We start from the raw sequence: 15,617 nt of genomic DNA, 5'->3' as shown, positions 1-15,617 counted from the left end.
ACCCAATTGGACGCAGTGCGATTTTGGTATCATTGCGGTTTTTCCCGGCCGACGCTCGGAAACAGGCGTATCCTCGGCTTCGACCGTTTTCATTCCCACTTTTGGAGATTCATCATGGCTAAAACCCCAATGCGCGTTGCCGTCACCGGCGCAGCCGGCCAGATCGGCTATTCCCTGCTGTTCCGCATTGCCAACGGCGACATGCTGGGCAAGGACCAGCCGGTCATCCTGCAGCTGCTCGAGATCGATAACGAGAAGGCACAGAAGGCGCTCAAGGGCGTCATGATGGAAATCGACGACTGCGCATTCCCGCTGCTGGCCGGCATGACCGCGCACAGCGACCCGATGACCGCCTTCAAGGATGTCGACGTCGCCCTGCTGGTCGGCGCCCGTCCGCGCGGCCCAGGCATGGAGCGCAAGGACCTGCTGGAAGCGAACGCGCAGATCTTCACCGTGCAGGGCAAGGCGCTGGACGCCGTCGCTTCGCGCAACGTGAAAGTGCTGGTCGTCGGCAACCCGGCCAACACCAACGCCTACATCGCCATGAAGTCGGCCCCGAACCTGCCGGCCAAGAACTTCACCGCCATGCTGCGCCTGGACCACAACCGCGCCCTGTCGCAGGTTGCCGCCAAGCTGGGCAAGCCGGTCGGTTCGATCGAGAAGATGGTCGTCTGGGGCAACCACTCGCCGACCATGTACGCGGACTACCGTTTCGCCACCGTCGACGGCCAGTCGGTCAAGGAAGCGATCAACGACGACGTCTGGAACCGCGACACCTTCCTGCCGACCGTCGGCAAGCGCGGCGCCGCTATCATCGACGCCCGCGGCGCCTCGTCGGCAGCTTCGGCCGCCAACGCAGCGATCGACCACGTGCGTGACTGGGTGCTGGGCACCAACGGCAAGTGGACCACCATGGGCATCCCGTCGGACGGTTCGTACGGCATCCCGGAAGGCGTGATGTTCGGCTTCCCGGTCACCACCGAAAACGGCGAGTACAAGATCGTCCAGGGCCTGGAGATCGACGAGTTCTCGCAAGAGCGCATCAACCTCACGCTGAAGGAACTGACCGAAGAGCGTGAAGGCGTGGCCCACCTGCTGGCCTAAAACACGACGCGGCGTCCATGGAACCGGCCAAGCCGACCGTGCGCCGCAGCCGTCGTGCCCCTCAAGCGGGCACGGCGGCTTCTTCTTTTCCTGCCAGCGTAACGACCGAAACACACATGCATCCTTCCGAGGTTTTATTCCAGGGCAAACGCCAGCCGCTCCTTCTTCCCGCCTGCGACCACTATTGCGGCTCCGAGAAGCTGATGCGCAAGTCGATGGCCCTGCAACAAGAGCTTGGCCCCCTGTTCGACATCACCTTCGACTGCGAGGACGGCGCCGCCGCCGGCAACGAAGCCGCGCACGCCCAGCTCGTCGCGGACTTGCTCAACAGCGAGGACAACCGCCACAACCGCATCGGCGTGCGCCTGCACGACATCGACAGCCCCTTCTTCGAACGCGATGTCGCCACCATCGTCGGCGCCGCCGCGAACCGCCTGGCCTACGTGGTGCTGCCCAAGCCGGCCGGCCTGGCCGACGTGCGGCGCGCACTGGAAGTGATCAACGGCGTCGCGGTCCCGGCCGGACGCGCGGCGCTGCCGGTACACGTGCTGATCGAGACCCACGGCGCGCTGCGCGAAGCCTACGACATCGCCGCCCTGCCCCAGGTCGAGTGCCTGTCCTTCGGCATCATGGATTTCGTCTCGGCGCACTACGGCGCCGTTCCTGCCAGCGCGATGCGCACCCCGGGACAGTTTTCGCATCCATTAGTTGTCCGCGCCAAGCTGGAAATGGTTGCGGCATGTCATGCGCACGGCAAGGTCGCCTCGCATAATGTGACGACCGAAATCAAGGACAGCGCGGTGGTGGCGAACGATGCCCAGCGCGCTGGCGCCGAATTCGGTTTCACGCGCATGTGGAGCATCCATCCGGACCAGATCAAGCCGATCCTGAAGGCGTTCACGCCGAGGCTGTCGGAAGTGAACGAAGCCACCAACATCCTGCAGGAAGCGATGGCCGTGAACTGGGGCCCGATCGCTCAGCATGGGCGCTTGCACGACCGCGCCAGCTACCGATATTATTGGACCGTTTTGCAGCGCGCGAAGCTGGCCGGCCTGGCGCTGCCTGAATCCGCGGCGGCAATCGTCAACCAAACGGAATCCAACTAATGGCCACCCCAGTCAAACACCTCCTCGCCGCCGGCGCCTTCGTGCTCGCGGCCCTCGGCCTGTGCGCCGCGCCAGCGTCCGCCGCTCCAGAAAAGAACCATCCGAAAGCGGCCGACGTCGCCAAGGCAAAGTCCAAGGCAAAAACCAAATCCTCGAAGGCGAAGAAAGCCGCGGCCGGCGCAGCAGCAGGCGCCGCCGGCGCCGCCGCAGTTGCCGCTACCGTGGAGGAACCGGAACCGGACATCACCGACACCAAGGTGACCGACTATGCCTGCGAGCTGGGCAACAAGATCACGATCTACACCAGCGAGAAGGACGATTCGCACATCGCCCTGCGCTGGAAGAAGCGCCTGCACCGCCTGGCGCGCGTGGGCACGACCACCGGCGCGCTGCGTTTCGAGAACACGAACTACGGCCTGGTCTGGATCGGCATCCCGTCGAAGGGCATGCTGCTCGATTCGAAGCTGAACCGCCAGCTGGCCAACGAATGCAAGAACGCCGAACAGTCCAAGCCGCTCGTCACGGCCGGGCTGGAAGAAAAGAAAAGCTGACGCGAAGAGAAGCCAACACTGCGCGTCACCCTACCGTTGCTGATTACGTCGTATATGAAGCAATAACAAGAGACCCCTACTGAAGGAGAGCTTATGTCTCGCAACACCCTGAACACGCTGAAGGACTTCCCGCTCGCGGGCGGCCAGTCCGGCCAGTTCTATTCGCTGCCGGCACTGGGCGAAAGCCTGGGCGTGAACCTGTCGCGCCTGCCGGTGTCGATCCGTATCGTCCTCGAGTCCGTGCTGCGTAACTGCGACGGCAAGAAGGTCACCGAAGAACACGTCCGCCAGCTGGCGAACTGGGGCGCGACCGCCGAGCGCACCGACGAGATTCCGTTCGTCGTCGCCCGCGTCGTGCTGCAGGACTTCACCGGCGTGCCGCTGCTGGCCGACCTGGCCGCGATGCGCAACGTCGCCGCCAAGACCGGCGCCGATCCGAAGAAGATCGAGCCGCTGGTGCCGGTCGACCTGGTGGTCGACCACTCGGTCACCATCGACCACTTCCGCGAGCCGGGCGCGCTGGACCTGAACATGAAACTGGAATTCCAGCGCAACAACGAGCGCTACCAGTTCATGAAGTGGGGCATGCAGGCATTCGACACCTTCGGCGTCGTGCCGCCGGGCTTCGGCATCGTCCACCAGGTCAACCTCGAGTACCTGGCGCGCGGCGTCATGCACAACGGTAACACCTACTACCCTGACACCCTGGTCGGCACCGACTCGCACACCACCATGATCAACGGCGTCGGCGTCGTCGGCTGGGGCGTGGGCGGCATCGAAGCCGAGGCAGGCATGCTGGGCCAGCCGGTCTACTTCCTGACCCCGGACGTCATCGGCGTCAACCTGAAGGGCAAGCTGCGCGAAGGCTGCACCGCGACCGACCTGGTGCTGACCATCACCGAACTGCTGCGTAAAGAAAAAGTCGTGGGCAAGTTCGTCGAGTTCTTCGGCGAAGGTACCCGCTCGCTGTCGACCACCGACCGCGCCACCATCGGCAACATGGCTCCGGAATACGGCGCGACCATGGGCTTCTTCCCTGTGGACGAAGCCACCGTCGACTACTTCCGCGGCACCGGCCGTACCGAAGAAGAACTGGCCGCCTTCGAGAATTACTACAAGGCCCAGGGCATGTTCGGCATCCCGCAGGAAGGCGAGATCGACTACACCCGCGTCGTGACCCTCGACCTGTCGACCGTCACCCCGTCGCTGGCAGGCCCGAAGCGTCCGCAGGACCGTATCGAGCTGGGCCACGTGAAGAACACCTTCACCGAACTGTTCAGCAAGCCGACCACCGAGAACGGCTTCAACAAGAACCCGGCAGACCTGTCGAAGGTCTACGAAACGACCAACGGCGTGCGCGTGAAGAACGGCGACGTCCTGATCGCCGCCATCACCTCGTGCACCAACACCTCGAACCCGAGCGTGCTGCTGGCTGCCGGCCTGCTGGCCAAGAAAGCCGTCGAGCGCGGCCTGACCGTCGCTCCGCACATCAAGTCCTCGCTGGCGCCGGGATCGCGCGTCGTCACCGAGTACCTGACCGCTGCCGGCCTGCTGCCTTACCTGGAAAAGCTGGGCTTCGGTGTGACCGCCTACGGCTGCACCACCTGCATCGGCAACGCCGGCGACCTGACCCCGGAACTGAACGCAGCGATCGTGCAGAACGACATCGTCGCTTCGGCTGTCCTGTCGGGCAACCGTAACTTCGAAGCGCGTATCCACCCGAACATCCGTTCGAACTTCCTGGCCTCGCCGCCGCTGGTCGTCGCTTACGCGATCGCCGGCAACATGACGCGCGACCTGATGACCGAGCCGGTTGGCCGCGACCCGAACGGCGTCGACGTCTACCTCGGCGACATCTGGCCGTCGTCGCAGGAAGTGGGCGAGCTGATGCGCTTCGCGATGAACTCGGAAGTGTTCAAGAAGAACTACGCCGACGTGAAGGGCAACCCGGGCGAACTGTGGGAGCGCGTGTCGTCGACCGAAGGCCAGGTGTACAACTGGCCGGAATCGACCTACATCGCCGAGCCGCCGTTCTTCGCCGACTTCGAGATGACCCCGAAAGCAGCCGCCACCGGCATCACCGGCGCCCGCGCGCTGGGCGTGTTCGGCGACTCGATCACCACCGACCACATCTCGCCGGCCGGTTCGATCAAGGAAGACGGTCCTGCAGGCAAGTGGCTGAAGGATCACGGCGTGCTGAAGGCCGACTTCAACTCCTACGGCTCGCGCCGCGGTAACCACGAGATCATGATGCGCGGCACCTTCGCCAACGTGCGCATCAAGAACAAGATGATCCCGCCGAAGGCGGATGGTTCGGCGGTCGAAGGCGGCATCACCATCCACCAGCCGTCGGGCGAGCAGATGTCGATCTACGACGCGGCCATGAAGTACGTGGCCGAAGGCACCCCGACCATGGTGTTCGGCGGCGAAGAGTACGGCACCGGCTCCTCGCGCGACTGGGCAGCCAAGGGCACCCAGCTGCTGGGCGTGAAGGCCGTCATCGTGCGTTCCTTCGAGCGTATCCACCGCTCGAACCTGGTGGGCATGGGCGTGCTGCCGCTGCAGTTCATCGGCAACGACAGCGTCGAAACCCTGGGCATCACCGGCAAGGAAACCTACGACCTGAAGGGCCTGGAAGGCGAGATCAAGCCGCAACAACTGGCCACCCTGGTGATCCACCGCGAAAACGGCGAGACCCAGGAAGTGCAAGTGCTGCTGCGTATCGACACCCCGATCGAAGTCGACTACTACAAGCATGGCGGCATCCTGCCGTTCGTGCTGCGCCAGCTGCTGGCTGCGTAATGCAGTAAAAGGACCTCCGTTCAGGCACCCCGCCGGGGAACCTGAACGGACGACAAAAAAGGCCGGAACCTTTGCAGGTTCCGGCCTTTGTTCTTTTTTATCCTCCCCCAGCGGCGTGCCCGCTAGCGTCCTATGCCGATGCCGATGCCGATACCGCCGCGTCCTCCACTGCCCACGCCGCCGAAAATCGAGGTCGATACGCCGCCGCGTGCGCTGTCCTGCCCCGCTGAACGAAGAATGCACTCCCGCCAGGGGTCCGTGTTCGCCACATAACCCATCTGCGTGCATGCGGGCCCGTATTCGGCCATCATGCGCTCCACTTGCGCCTGCTGGGCCACTGCCCGGTCTTGTGGGGTAGCACAGCCGAGCAGGCACAATGCACTTGCCGCCGCCAATATGAAAACGCGCATGGTTGTTCTCCTTAAGCAATAGATCGAACCGGCTCCGTCCTGAGAGTCCATGGAACGATCATACGCTTCTATTGAGTTCGCCAAAGTGGCTGGGCGGCTACGGAACGGGCGGGCACATGCATAACCGGTTTTTCTTGAAACTGAACCAATAATCTGGAAAATGAATCCCATACAAAACAGGGAGCCTGCATGCGCACGAAAGCGACAATCGCCACTGCCGTTCTCATGGCCCTGCTTCTGGGCTGGCAGCACTTCAACGGCGGCGTTCCCGCTCACCACCTGCTGGCCGACCCCAGCCTGCCTTCCCTGTCGAACTGGTGGGGCTTGCTCGCCCTGCCGCTGCTTGCCTGGTACCTGCTTGGGCGCATCGAACGCCGCCGTGCGGGCGACCCGGGCAGCGCATCGCGGATCAAGGGCGCGTTCGCGGGCTCCCTGCTGTTCGGCGTCACGCTGGGCCTGCTCTTCAGCACCGGGCAGGAGGCGGCCATAGAGTACCTGGTGCAGTCCCTCGTCGTGGTCGCGCTGTTCTACCCGATCTACCGTGCCGAATACGTGCTCGGCTTCGTGCTCGGAATGAGCTGGGCCTTCGGCCCCGTATTGCCGATCATCCCGGCTTGCCTCTTCGCTCTAGTCGGCGCCATCATCCACCTCGGCGTGCGCCTGGTCTACGCGCGCATGCTGCTCCTGCGCCGCTGACTTCCCGCCGATGTGCCCGGCCGTAGAGCCAGGCCGGCGCGCCGGTGCATCCCGCTTTCCCATGCCCGAGCAGCCCTGCAGGGCGCGCTTCGGCGACCGGGTGTCGGTAGGCGGCGCCGTGCATCAACGGCCGTTCGATGTACGCGCGAACGGCCGTTGATGCAGCCCGTGGGCGAGGATCACACCTCCGCCCACATCCGCAACAGGTTGTGATAGTGCCCGGTCAGCCCGACCGTGGCATCCGATTCTCCGTAGGTCCCGCGCAGCTTCTGGATGTTCGTGTCGAGCTCGAACAGCATGGCGCGCTTGGCGTCCTCGCGCACCATGCTCTGGGTCCACAGGAAAGACGCGATGCGCTCGCCGCGCGTGACCGGCAGCACCTGGTGCACGCTGCCTGACGGGTAGACGATCGCGTCGCCGGCCGGCAGTTTCACTTCGTGGGTGCCGTAGGCATCGACCACCACCAGCTCGCCGCCCTCGTACTCGTCCGGGCCGCTCAGGAAGACCGTGGTCGAGACATCGGCGCGCACCGGCGCCATGCCGGGACGCTGGGCGCGGATCGCGCCGTCCACGTGCAGGCCGTAGTGTTCGCCGCCGCCATAGCTGTTGAAATAAGGCGGCAGGATGCGCAGCGGCAGCACCGAGGAGAAGAACAGCGGGTTCGCCATCAGCGCCGCGCTGACGATGCCGCCCAGTTCCACGGCCAGGGGCGAGCCTTCGGCCAGCTGGCGGTTGCGTTTCACCTGCGCGCCCTGCGCGCCGACGCTGGCGCGGCCATCGATCCAGTCGGTCTCCGAGAGGCGCTTGCGCATCTGCGCTACCTGGTCAAGGCTCAGGACGCCGGGAATATGCACCATCATGTGTCGCTTCCTTTCCAAAAACAGCAAGGCCCTCCCCGCTTCAAGCAGGGAGGGCCGTGCAAAAACTACCTGTTCATCGCGCTGCGCCTGGAGCAGGCGAGCCCATCAGAACTTCAGGTTGGCGGTCAGGCTTGCCGAACGGCCGGCGCCGACGCCTGCATAGTGCGGCGAGGAGACGCGGTCGAAGTAGACCTTGTCGCCCAGGTTCTGGATGTTCAGCTGGAAGGACACGTTCTTGTTGAGCGTGTAGCTGGCCATCGCGTCGAAGCGGGTATAGCCCGGCGCATACTTCGTGTTGTTGACGTTGGCGTAGACCTTGCCGACATAGTTCATGCCGATGCCGGCGCTGAAGTCCTTGCTGAAGGCATACGAGGTCCACAGCGAGGCGCTGTGCTCCGGCGTGGTCGGGAACACGTTGCCGTTGTACGGCGACGGCTGGTACACCGCGGGGCTGCCGCTCGGGGCCACGTTGAGGTAGCCGTTGTCCTTGACGATCGCGTCCAGCCAGGTATAGCCGCCGAAGACCTGCCAGGCGTTGGTCAGCTTGCCGGAAAAGCCCAGTTCGACGCCCTTCAGTTCCTTCTTGCCGACGTTCTGGCTGGTGCCGTCCGGCGAGGTGACGCGGGCATTGTCCATGTTGCTCTGGAAGACGGCCGCGTTGAGCGACAGGCGGTTGTTCAGCACTTCCCACTTGGTGCCCAGTTCCAGGTTCCTGCTCTTTTGCGGCTGCAGGTTCTGGATCGCCACGGTCAGGCCGTCGAAGCCGTCGCCGCCGTCGTTGCCCGGCGGCGTGGCCGAGGTGGCCCAGGACAGGTAGACGCTGCCGCTGGCGGCCGGCTTGAACACCAGGCCGGCCTGGTAGGTGTCGAAGGTGCTGCGCACACGGGCACGCGAGGCCGGTGCATTGCTCACGTTCAGCTCGCTCTCGAAGTCGTCCCAGCGCGCGCCCAGGTTCAGCATCCACTGCGGGTTGAATTCGATGGTGTCGAAGGCGTAGACGGCGCGGGTCCGGGTCTCGATCTCGTTCAGGGCCGGCGCCACGCTGCGGGTATAGACCCAGGGATCGTAGGGATTCGGGTTGTTCAGCGGCGCGCAGTTGTAGCCGGTGGCCGCGCCCGAGGTGGCGCAGACCGTGTTGTTGGTCAGCAGGTTGTTGGTGCCCGGGGTGAAGACATAGGTGCCGCGCTCGGTGTTTTCCTTGCTGAACTCGACGCCGACGTTGTAGCTGTGCTTGATACCGGCGGTGGTCAGCTTGCCCGACAGGCTGGTCGCGTTGGCGGCGGTCTCGGTGTCGGTGAAGCGGGTGTTGGCGCGGCGCCAGACGGTGCCGTACAGGATCACGTTGCCCTTCGAATCGTCGGGCTGGGTCCAGACGTAGTCGTTCTTCGACTTGCCGTAGCGCGTCACGTTGCGCAGCACCAGGCCGCCGCCGAAGTCGTGGCGCAGGTCGACGGTGCCGATGTCCGTTTTGGTGTCGCGGAAGTCGCGGTTGGCCAGGCCGTAGAAGGTCGAGCGGTCGACGTCGACCGGGGTGCCGTTGCCGTTGAGGGCGACGTTGGCGCCGCTCGAGAACGGGTTGTCGAACGGGATGCCGGTGTCCGGGATCTCGCTCGTGCTCAGGTGGTAGTAGCTGAGGATGGCCTTCGTCGGGCCGTTCAGGCCGAAGGTGACCGTCGGCGCGATGCCCCAGCGGTCACCGCCCACGACGTCGCGCCCGGCCACGTTGTTCTCGTGCGCCATCACGTTCAGGCGGAAGGCGGCGTTGTCGCCGACCGTACGGTTGATGTCGCCGGTGACGCGGCGGTAGTCGTGGCTGCCGACGCCGACGGTGGCGTTCGAGAAGTTGTCGGCCTGGGCACTCTTGCTGACCAGGTTGATGCCGCCGCCGGCCGAGGAACGGCCGCCGTAGGCCGAGTTCGGGCCCTTCACGACTTCGACCTGCTCGAGGTTGAACACTTCGCGCGACTGCGAACCGGCGTCGCGGATGCCGTCGACATAGGTGTCGGTCTGGGCGTTGTAGCCGCGGATGAACAGGTTGTCGCCGACCGGGTTGCCGCCCTCGCCTGCGCCGATGGTGATGCCCGGCACGGTGCGCAGCGCGTCCGCCAGCGACACGGCGGCGGTCTGGGAGATCACTTCCTGGCCGATGACGGTGACCGACTTCGGCGTATCCAGCAGCGGCGCGGTGAACTTGTCCGAGCTCGACATCACCGGGGTCTGGACGTCGCGGCGCGCGGCGCCGCTGATTTCCACCACCGGGACGGCCGGATCGACATCCTTGTAGCCGCCCTCGGCCTGGGCCGCCGGCGCCGCCAGCGTCGCCAATACCGCCAGCGCGGAACCGGTCAGGCATGGGGCCGCGTGCTTGCGGCTACGAATGAAAGAGGTGGCGTGCTGCACTGCTGGAGCTGCTTTGCTATTCATATTGTTGGTTTGCCGTTGGTCCATCGCGCAGGAGACGCGAAACACGAAAAATTAATGAGAACGATTCGCATTATGATTTCTACTGCCCGGTTTGGCAAGTATTGTTCAGAAATCATGGCGGCAAGGGGCTGGGTAGGGATGCCTGCGTCCGCTTTGCGCCACAAAGCGCGGCCGGCAGGTTTGCGCCCGTCTTGCCCCGGGGCTGCCGTTGTGTTCATGGCATGTGGCCGAATCAACTACAATACCGGGGATATGGGTTTATCATGACCCCTTGGACTTCGATCCTCACCTATTTACAAAGAGACTCTTTCAGCGCCATGCGTCGTCCCTCCAAAGATTCATCCCAAAAACTCTCCGCAGAAAGCCAGCGTCTCTCCAGCATTGCCCAAGCCATCGTGCAGTCCGCCAGCCGCGTCGAAGAACGGACCTGGGAACGGCAACTGGATACGCAGCTGCAAAAACTGCTCAAGACCAACCACCAGGACAGCATCGACGCCGCGCTCAACGCCTTGTTCAAGGACGACCTGGCGGCCTACGACGTGCTGATGGATAGCGTCGAGGCGGTCAGCGAATCGTCGACGATGGTGGAGCAGCAGGACGGCAAGGATGTTGCCTGGCAAGCCCTGCTCGTGGCCGCGCCCATCCTGGCCTGGACCCGCTTTTCCATCGGTTCCGGCACCATCCCGCCGGACCTGTTGAACACGCTGTCGGCCCATTTCTCGGCCCACCTGCTGGCCGAAGGCACGCAGATGGCAATGGCGCCGACGCTGTACGCGATCGACCAGCTGCCGCGCAGCCACGCCGAAACCTATGCGCTGACCCACAAGCTGGCCCAGGCGGCGCACAAGGGCACCAGCATCAAGCCGGCCGTGCGCGCGCCGGAGACCGCACCCTTCCTGGCCGACACCCGCTACCTGCTGGTGGCCATCGTCGCCCCGGTGGGCGCCCCGCTGTTCCGCTGGCAGGAGCCGCAGCACCAGCTCGTGTTCGAGACCGAACGCAACAATTCGCTGCTGGCATGGCGCGACCAGGCCACGGCCAACGTCGCGCGCCTGCTGCCGGGCTGCGGCGTCGAACTGCTGCTGCCGGAAGCGTACTACGTGGCCTGCCGCGAAGCCGACAAGCTGATCCGCCCGGTATCGATCCGCGCCGCCGTGCACTATCTCACCAACACACTCGACGTCGAACCGTCCGACCTGCGCGCCGTGATCGCCGGCTTCGGCGAGGAAGCGGCCGACGGCCAGGTCGACGAATACCGCGTCGGCTTCACCATGCGCCAGAGCTCGGAAGTGGTGTACGGCATCGTCTGGCCGCTGTATGGCCAGGAAGACGAGGAAGGCACGCCGATGGAAGGCGGCTTCGGCGGCGCGCTGCCGGCGCCGCTCACGCCAGTGAACGAAATCATTGCCTACCTGAACGAGGCGGGCGTCACCCACGTCAAGCGCATCAACGAGCGCTATGTGGTCGAGTATTGCGACGATTGCGGCGCGCCGCTGTTCGCCGATCCGACGGGCGAACTGGTGCATGCCGAGATGCCTGAAGACACCCCGGCGGGTACCGAGCACTTCCACTAAGCGCAAGGTGTAAAGAAAAACGCCCCACGACTGCTTCGCGCAGTCGTGGGGCGTTTTTTCATCCTTGCTCTTTTAACGGATCGCTGCGATCACACGCTTGGTGAACTCGGCAGGATTGCCCGCGTGCCAGCGCCAGACGACCACCAGGTCATGATCCGGCGAGACCACGATGGTGTTGCTGCCCGCGCCCAGTGCGGCAAAGGCGTTCGCCGGCAGGCCCGGCAGGTTCTTCCCTTTGGTGTTGAGCCACCACAGGTAGCCGTAGTCGGGGCCGTGCGCGCTCGGAGTCAGGGCTTCCCTGACGTAGCCAGCCGGGACGACCGTACGGCCGTTCCACTGGCCGCCGCGCAGCCACAGGTAGCCGAAGCGCGCCATGTCCCAGGAATTGATCCACATGCCGCCGCCCCAGCGCGTCCCGCCGCTGACCGACGGCGCCTGCTTGCCGTTCAGTTCCACATAGCTGTTGTGGTAAGGCACCCACTTCCAGGTGTTCGAGGCACCGATGACGTCCATCACCTGCTCCTGGAACACCTCGGGCACGGGCTTGTCCATCACACGCAGCAGCGACAGCGCGAAGCGGTTGATGCGCACGTCGTTGTACTCGTAGAAGCTGCCCGGCGCCTGCAGGGCGCGCGGCTTGCGCTCGCCAGCACCGAATTCAGCCTTGCCCACGAAGTCGGCGTTCTTGCCCCAGAGGCTGCCTTCCCACTCGGTTTCCTGCTGCAGGTGCTGCTTCCAGGTGACCTGCGCGTTGCGCGCCGAAGCATAGCCGCCGTCGTTCACGCGTTTCGCAACAGGCTCGTCGAGCTTGCCGATGCGGCCGTCGCGCTGGGCCACGCCGGCCACGGTCGAGAGCATGCTCTTCGCCACCGAATAAGTCGGGTCGACGAACTGCGTGTCGCCGAACTCGGCCACCACATAGCCCTTGTAGATGACCACGCCATTGGTGTGGGCGCGGCGCGTCGGCAGCGAACCCAGGGGCTTGCCGAAGGTTTTCTCCTGGTCGGAAAAATCGAGCGCGCGCTCGGTCTCGTGCGACTGCGCATACTGGACGGCGGCGGCCAGCGCAGCCGGGTCCATGCCCAGTTCGGCGGGCGACTTGCGCGCCCACTCGCCTGCCGGCGGGAAGTAGCTTGCAGCCGGTTTTGCGGTAACTGCGGCCTGGTCCGCTGCCAGGCTTGCACCTGCCGGCAGCACCAATGCGAGTCCGAGGGCCAGCGCCTTGCGCCGCGTGAAGTGGGTCATGCAGGGTCCTTCCATTGCGAATAAGGGTGACGAATCAGGTTGGAATTGAAGTAGCGCGCGTCCCCGGTCACCTCGCGGCCAACCCAGTCGGGCCTGTCGAAAGCCTCGTCCTCGGAAGCCAGCTCGATCTCGGCGACGACGAGCCCCGCGTTCGCCCCGAGGAACTCGTCGACTTCCCAGGTGTGCGGGCCGACGGCGATGCGGCGCCGAACTTTCTCGACCAGGGGCTGCTGGCACAGGTGGTCGAGCAGTTCCGCGGCTTCCTCCATGGGGATCGGGTATTCCCACTCGCCGCGGGTGGCGCCCACGCTCTTGCCCTTGATGGTGAGAAAAGCGCGCGCGCCATCGATACGCACGCGCACGGTGCGCGCGGGGTCGGCGCTGAGGTAGCCCTGGCGCAACAAGGTCGGCTCGCCCAGCGTGCGCCAGGCCTCGCCCTGCAACAGGAACTTGCGCTCGATTTCGACGCCCACGCCCGGCCTCAGTCCAGCGACTGCAGGATGGGCTGCAGGATCGCGGCGCCGAGGGCGGCGCTGCGTGCGCCGTTCCAGCCGGTGTGCGGGTTCGGCAGGTTGGCGTTGTCCTTGAACGGCATTTCCAGCGTCAGCGACAGGCACTTGAAGGTGTGGCCGATGTACTTCGAGGCCAGGGTCAGCAGTTCCTCGTTGTACTTGCTGGCCGCATAGCCGTAGACATTCTGGAAGTCCGGGCTGGCCGCCATGTACTGCTCGACAAAGGCCTTCTGGCGCGCTTCGCGCTCGGGCGTGAAGTCGGCCAGCATCTCGTTGCCCGCCACAAAGTTGTACGGCAGGGCTTCGTCGCCGTGGATGTCGAAGAACATGTCGACGCCGGTTTCGTGGATCTTGTTCTTCACGCACAGCACTTCCGGGCTGCGCTCGGGGGTCGGGTTCATCCACTCGCGGTTCAGGTTGGCGCCGGCCGCGTTGGTGCGCAGGTTGCCGCGTACCGAGCCGTCCGGGTTCATGTTCGGCACGATGTAGAACACGGCGCGCTGCAGGAGTTTCTTCGCGATCGGATTGGCGTCGTCGAGCAGCGCATCCATCATGCCTTCGACAAACCACTCGGCCATGGTCTCGCCCGGGTGCTGGCGCGCGATGACCCAGATCTTCTTTTCGGCGCTCGGGTTGCCGATCACGACCAGGTTCATGTCGCGGCCGTCGACGGTGGTGCCGATATCAATCACGCGCGCGATCGGGTTCTCGGCCACCTCGCCCAGCAGGCGCAGGTGGCGCTCCCAGGTGTAGGGCTCGAAGTAGGCGTAGTAGACGCTGTCGAGTTCAGGCGTGTGGTTGACGGTCATGACCTGGCCGTCGAAGCTGGTTGGCACGCGGAACCAGTTCTCGGTGTCGTAGCTGGCCGCGACCTGGTAGTCCTCGAAGCCCTTCGGGTAGGTTGCCTGGCCGGCATTCAGGAAACGGATCGTGCAGGCCTGGCCGCGTGCGCCCTGCAGGCGGAAGTGGAACCACTGGTGGATGTCCGCGTTGTTATCGCGGCGCAGGTTCAGGTCGATCTGTTTCGCATTCTCGCAGGCGACCACCTCGATGGCGCCGGAGTCGAAATGCTGGCTGATTTTGATAGGCATGGCTGATCCTTTTTGGCCCGTTCACAAAGTGGAGCATGATACCGGATTTGGCCATGCCCCCATCCCGGCTGCTTGACAGATCGATCAGGCGTCGAGATCGATCAGTTCGCGGCTGTACAGGTTCAGGATCTGGCGCAGCAGTTCGACGTTGCTGCGGTCGAGCACCACGACCAGGTCCGGCTTGCGGTCGAGGTTGAAGGACATGCGCAGCTTGCCCGGCAGCTCGCGGCAGTTCAGGCTGATCGCCCTGGGGGTGTTCGGGTTCTGCCAGTCGAACTGGGTGATCTGCGGCGACGCCGGCGGCGGTGCCAGGTTCGGGTCCTGGTTCACCGGCAGGTGCTTGATCAGCCAGAACACGATGTTGGCCGGGATGTGCAGGCAGACGTCACTTGCGCCTTGCGTGGAGAATTTCGCGAGCAGCGAATTGCCGACGCGATCGCACGACATGGACATGCTCTTGACTTGACGAATGACCGCTTCTTTCACGACGATGTTCCTCAGGTTGGGTTGAAAAGGCGCAGCGATTCTACCTGATCCCATCGGTGAATTGTGTGTCTTTGGAAAGAAAGCGGGGAGCGCAATGCTCCCCGCTTCGCCCAGCTCAGGTGTGTTTGCCTACCGCCCCGATCGGCGGTGGGCGGCGCGTGCTGCCGGCACGGCCTGGAGTACGGCTTGCTGCTCCGTCTTATTTCGAGCTGCGGCTCTTCGACGAGGTACGCGAGCCGCTGGCCGAGCCGGCGCTGGCCGACTGACGGTTGCCGTGGCTCATGCTGCCGGCACGGCGTGCTTCTTCCGAGGTGAATTCATGTGCGGTGCCCTTCTGGTGCGCCGCCTTGCCGCCCTGGCTGGCGATTTCGCGCTGGCGCGCCGGATCCATCGAAGCGAAACCGCGATTACGGGTGCCGCTGCTCTGGCTGTTGGACTGGTTGCCGCCCTGCTTGTTACCTTGGTTAGCCATGATCATGTTCTCCCTGTTCACTTGTAAAACCGCCGCGTCCTGCGGCAGGCTGTGGGCCCGTGCCCATCCGCAATTGGCCGATGAGCGTTCGGTTGAAATCATCTTAGGCAGGGCAATTGGATGAGGGTATAGGACGTTTTCAGATGACTTTGTAGGATTTAAGGAAGGAGAAAATGCACTTGCGAAATTGAGTTCTACTGAACAAAAAAGCCCATCAGTTCTAGTCCTACACACTACCGATGCGTCTTCCTATACTGGTTGTGGGAAGGCACGCGCATGATGGC

General features: G+C 64.4%; 14 protein-coding genes. 6 read left to right on the top strand and 8 right to left on the bottom strand.

All coding sequences use genetic code 11. The features are described 5' to 3' along the window. Positions 1-114 precede the first annotated feature (114 nt). The 4 genes from ACSUZJ_RS07965 to acnA all read left to right on the top strand — a co-directional run bounded on the left by ACSUZJ_RS07965 (position 115) and on the right by acnA (position 5,563). Positions 115-1,104, top strand: a complete 990-nt coding sequence (locus ACSUZJ_RS07965) for a malate dehydrogenase (protein WP_499414953.1) — start codon at positions 115-117, stop codon at positions 1,102-1,104. Between the two features lie 116 nt (positions 1,105-1,220). Continuing rightward, the gene (locus tag ACSUZJ_RS07960; RefSeq protein WP_499414952.1) at positions 1,221-2,210 is read left to right on the top strand and encodes an HpcH/HpaI aldolase/citrate lyase family protein; all 990 of its coding nucleotides are present in this window, start codon (positions 1,221-1,223) and stop codon (positions 2,208-2,210) included. Then, positions 2,210-2,761 carry a hypothetical protein gene (locus ACSUZJ_RS07955; RefSeq protein ID WP_499414950.1) on the top strand — a complete coding sequence of 184 codons (552 nt, stop codon included), beginning with the start codon at positions 2,210-2,212 and terminating at the stop codon, positions 2,759-2,761. Before ACSUZJ_RS07960 ends, ACSUZJ_RS07955 begins: the two co-directional genes overlap by 1 nt. 93 nt (positions 2,762-2,854) lie before the next feature. After that, positions 2,855-5,563: an aconitate hydratase AcnA gene (gene acnA / locus ACSUZJ_RS07950; RefSeq protein WP_499414949.1), complete on the top strand. Its 2,709-nt coding sequence runs from the start codon at positions 2,855-2,857 to the stop codon at positions 5,561-5,563. Positions 5,564-5,685: 122 nt separating this feature from the next. Here acnA and ACSUZJ_RS07945 read toward each other — a convergent pair whose 3' ends face one another. After that, positions 5,686-6,024: a hypothetical protein gene (locus ACSUZJ_RS07945; RefSeq protein WP_499414947.1), complete on the bottom strand. Its 339-nt coding sequence runs from the start codon at positions 6,022-6,024 to the stop codon at positions 5,686-5,688. A 174-nt stretch (positions 6,025-6,198) separates the two neighbouring features. Between ACSUZJ_RS07945 and ACSUZJ_RS07940 the strand changes: the two genes are divergently transcribed. Beyond that, positions 6,199-6,669 carry a hypothetical protein gene (locus tag ACSUZJ_RS07940; protein ID WP_499414945.1) on the top strand — a complete coding sequence of 157 codons (471 nt, stop codon included), beginning with the start codon at positions 6,199-6,201 and terminating at the stop codon, positions 6,667-6,669. 179 nt (positions 6,670-6,848) lie between these two features. Here the strand turns inward: ACSUZJ_RS07940 and ACSUZJ_RS07935 are convergent, their stop codons facing one another. Together ACSUZJ_RS07935 and ACSUZJ_RS07930 are read right to left on the bottom strand one after the other, a co-directional pair. Next, the gene (locus ACSUZJ_RS07935; RefSeq protein WP_499414943.1) at positions 6,849-7,529 is read right to left on the bottom strand and encodes a Fe2+-dependent dioxygenase; all 681 of its coding nucleotides are present in this window, start codon (positions 7,527-7,529) and stop codon (positions 6,849-6,851) included. Positions 7,530-7,634: 105 nt separating this feature from the next. Further along, on the bottom strand, positions 7,635-9,953 hold the full coding sequence (locus ACSUZJ_RS07930) for a TonB-dependent receptor (RefSeq protein WP_499414941.1): 2,319 nt from the start codon (positions 9,951-9,953) through the stop codon (positions 7,635-7,637). Between the two features lie 317 nt (positions 9,954-10,270). Between ACSUZJ_RS07930 and ACSUZJ_RS07925 the strand changes: the two genes are divergently transcribed. Further along, positions 10,271-11,527: a DUF2863 family protein gene (locus ACSUZJ_RS07925; RefSeq protein WP_499414939.1), complete on the top strand. Its 1,257-nt coding sequence runs from the start codon at positions 10,271-10,273 to the stop codon at positions 11,525-11,527. Positions 11,528-11,599: 72 nt separating this feature from the next. Here ACSUZJ_RS07925 and ACSUZJ_RS07920 read toward each other — a convergent pair whose 3' ends face one another. The 5 genes from ACSUZJ_RS07920 to ACSUZJ_RS07900 form a co-directional block, all read right to left on the bottom strand. Continuing rightward, positions 11,600-12,772: a serine hydrolase domain-containing protein gene (locus ACSUZJ_RS07920; RefSeq protein ID WP_499414937.1), complete on the bottom strand. Its 1,173-nt coding sequence runs from the start codon at positions 12,770-12,772 to the stop codon at positions 11,600-11,602. Further along, a complete protein-coding gene (locus ACSUZJ_RS07915; protein ID WP_499414935.1) occupies positions 12,769-13,245 on the bottom strand; it encodes a CYTH domain-containing protein in 477 nt (158 codons plus the stop codon). Before ACSUZJ_RS07915 ends, ACSUZJ_RS07920 begins: the two co-directional genes overlap by 4 nt. An 8-nt stretch (positions 13,246-13,253) precedes the next feature. Then, a complete protein-coding gene (locus ACSUZJ_RS07910; RefSeq protein WP_499414933.1) occupies positions 13,254-14,375 on the bottom strand; it encodes a M14 family metallopeptidase in 1,122 nt (373 codons plus the stop codon). A gap of 84 nt (positions 14,376-14,459) precedes the next feature. Further along, entirely contained in the window at positions 14,460-14,822 is a 363-nt protein-coding gene (locus ACSUZJ_RS07905) for a hypothetical protein (protein ID WP_499414931.1), read from the bottom strand. A 238-nt stretch (positions 14,823-15,060) separates the two neighbouring features. After that, complete coding sequence (locus ACSUZJ_RS07900; RefSeq protein ID WP_499414929.1) at positions 15,061-15,333, bottom strand: KGG domain-containing protein; 273 nt, start codon at positions 15,331-15,333, stop codon at positions 15,061-15,063. Positions 15,334-15,617 lie beyond the last annotated feature (284 nt).

Origin of the sequence: Telluria sp. B2 (assembly GCF_051789535.1) — a bacterium.
GTDB lineage: Bacteria > Pseudomonadota > Gammaproteobacteria > Burkholderiales > Burkholderiaceae_D > Telluria.
Note: the sequence above shows the minus strand (reverse complement) of the source record. Positions and strands in the feature narration are given on the sequence as shown.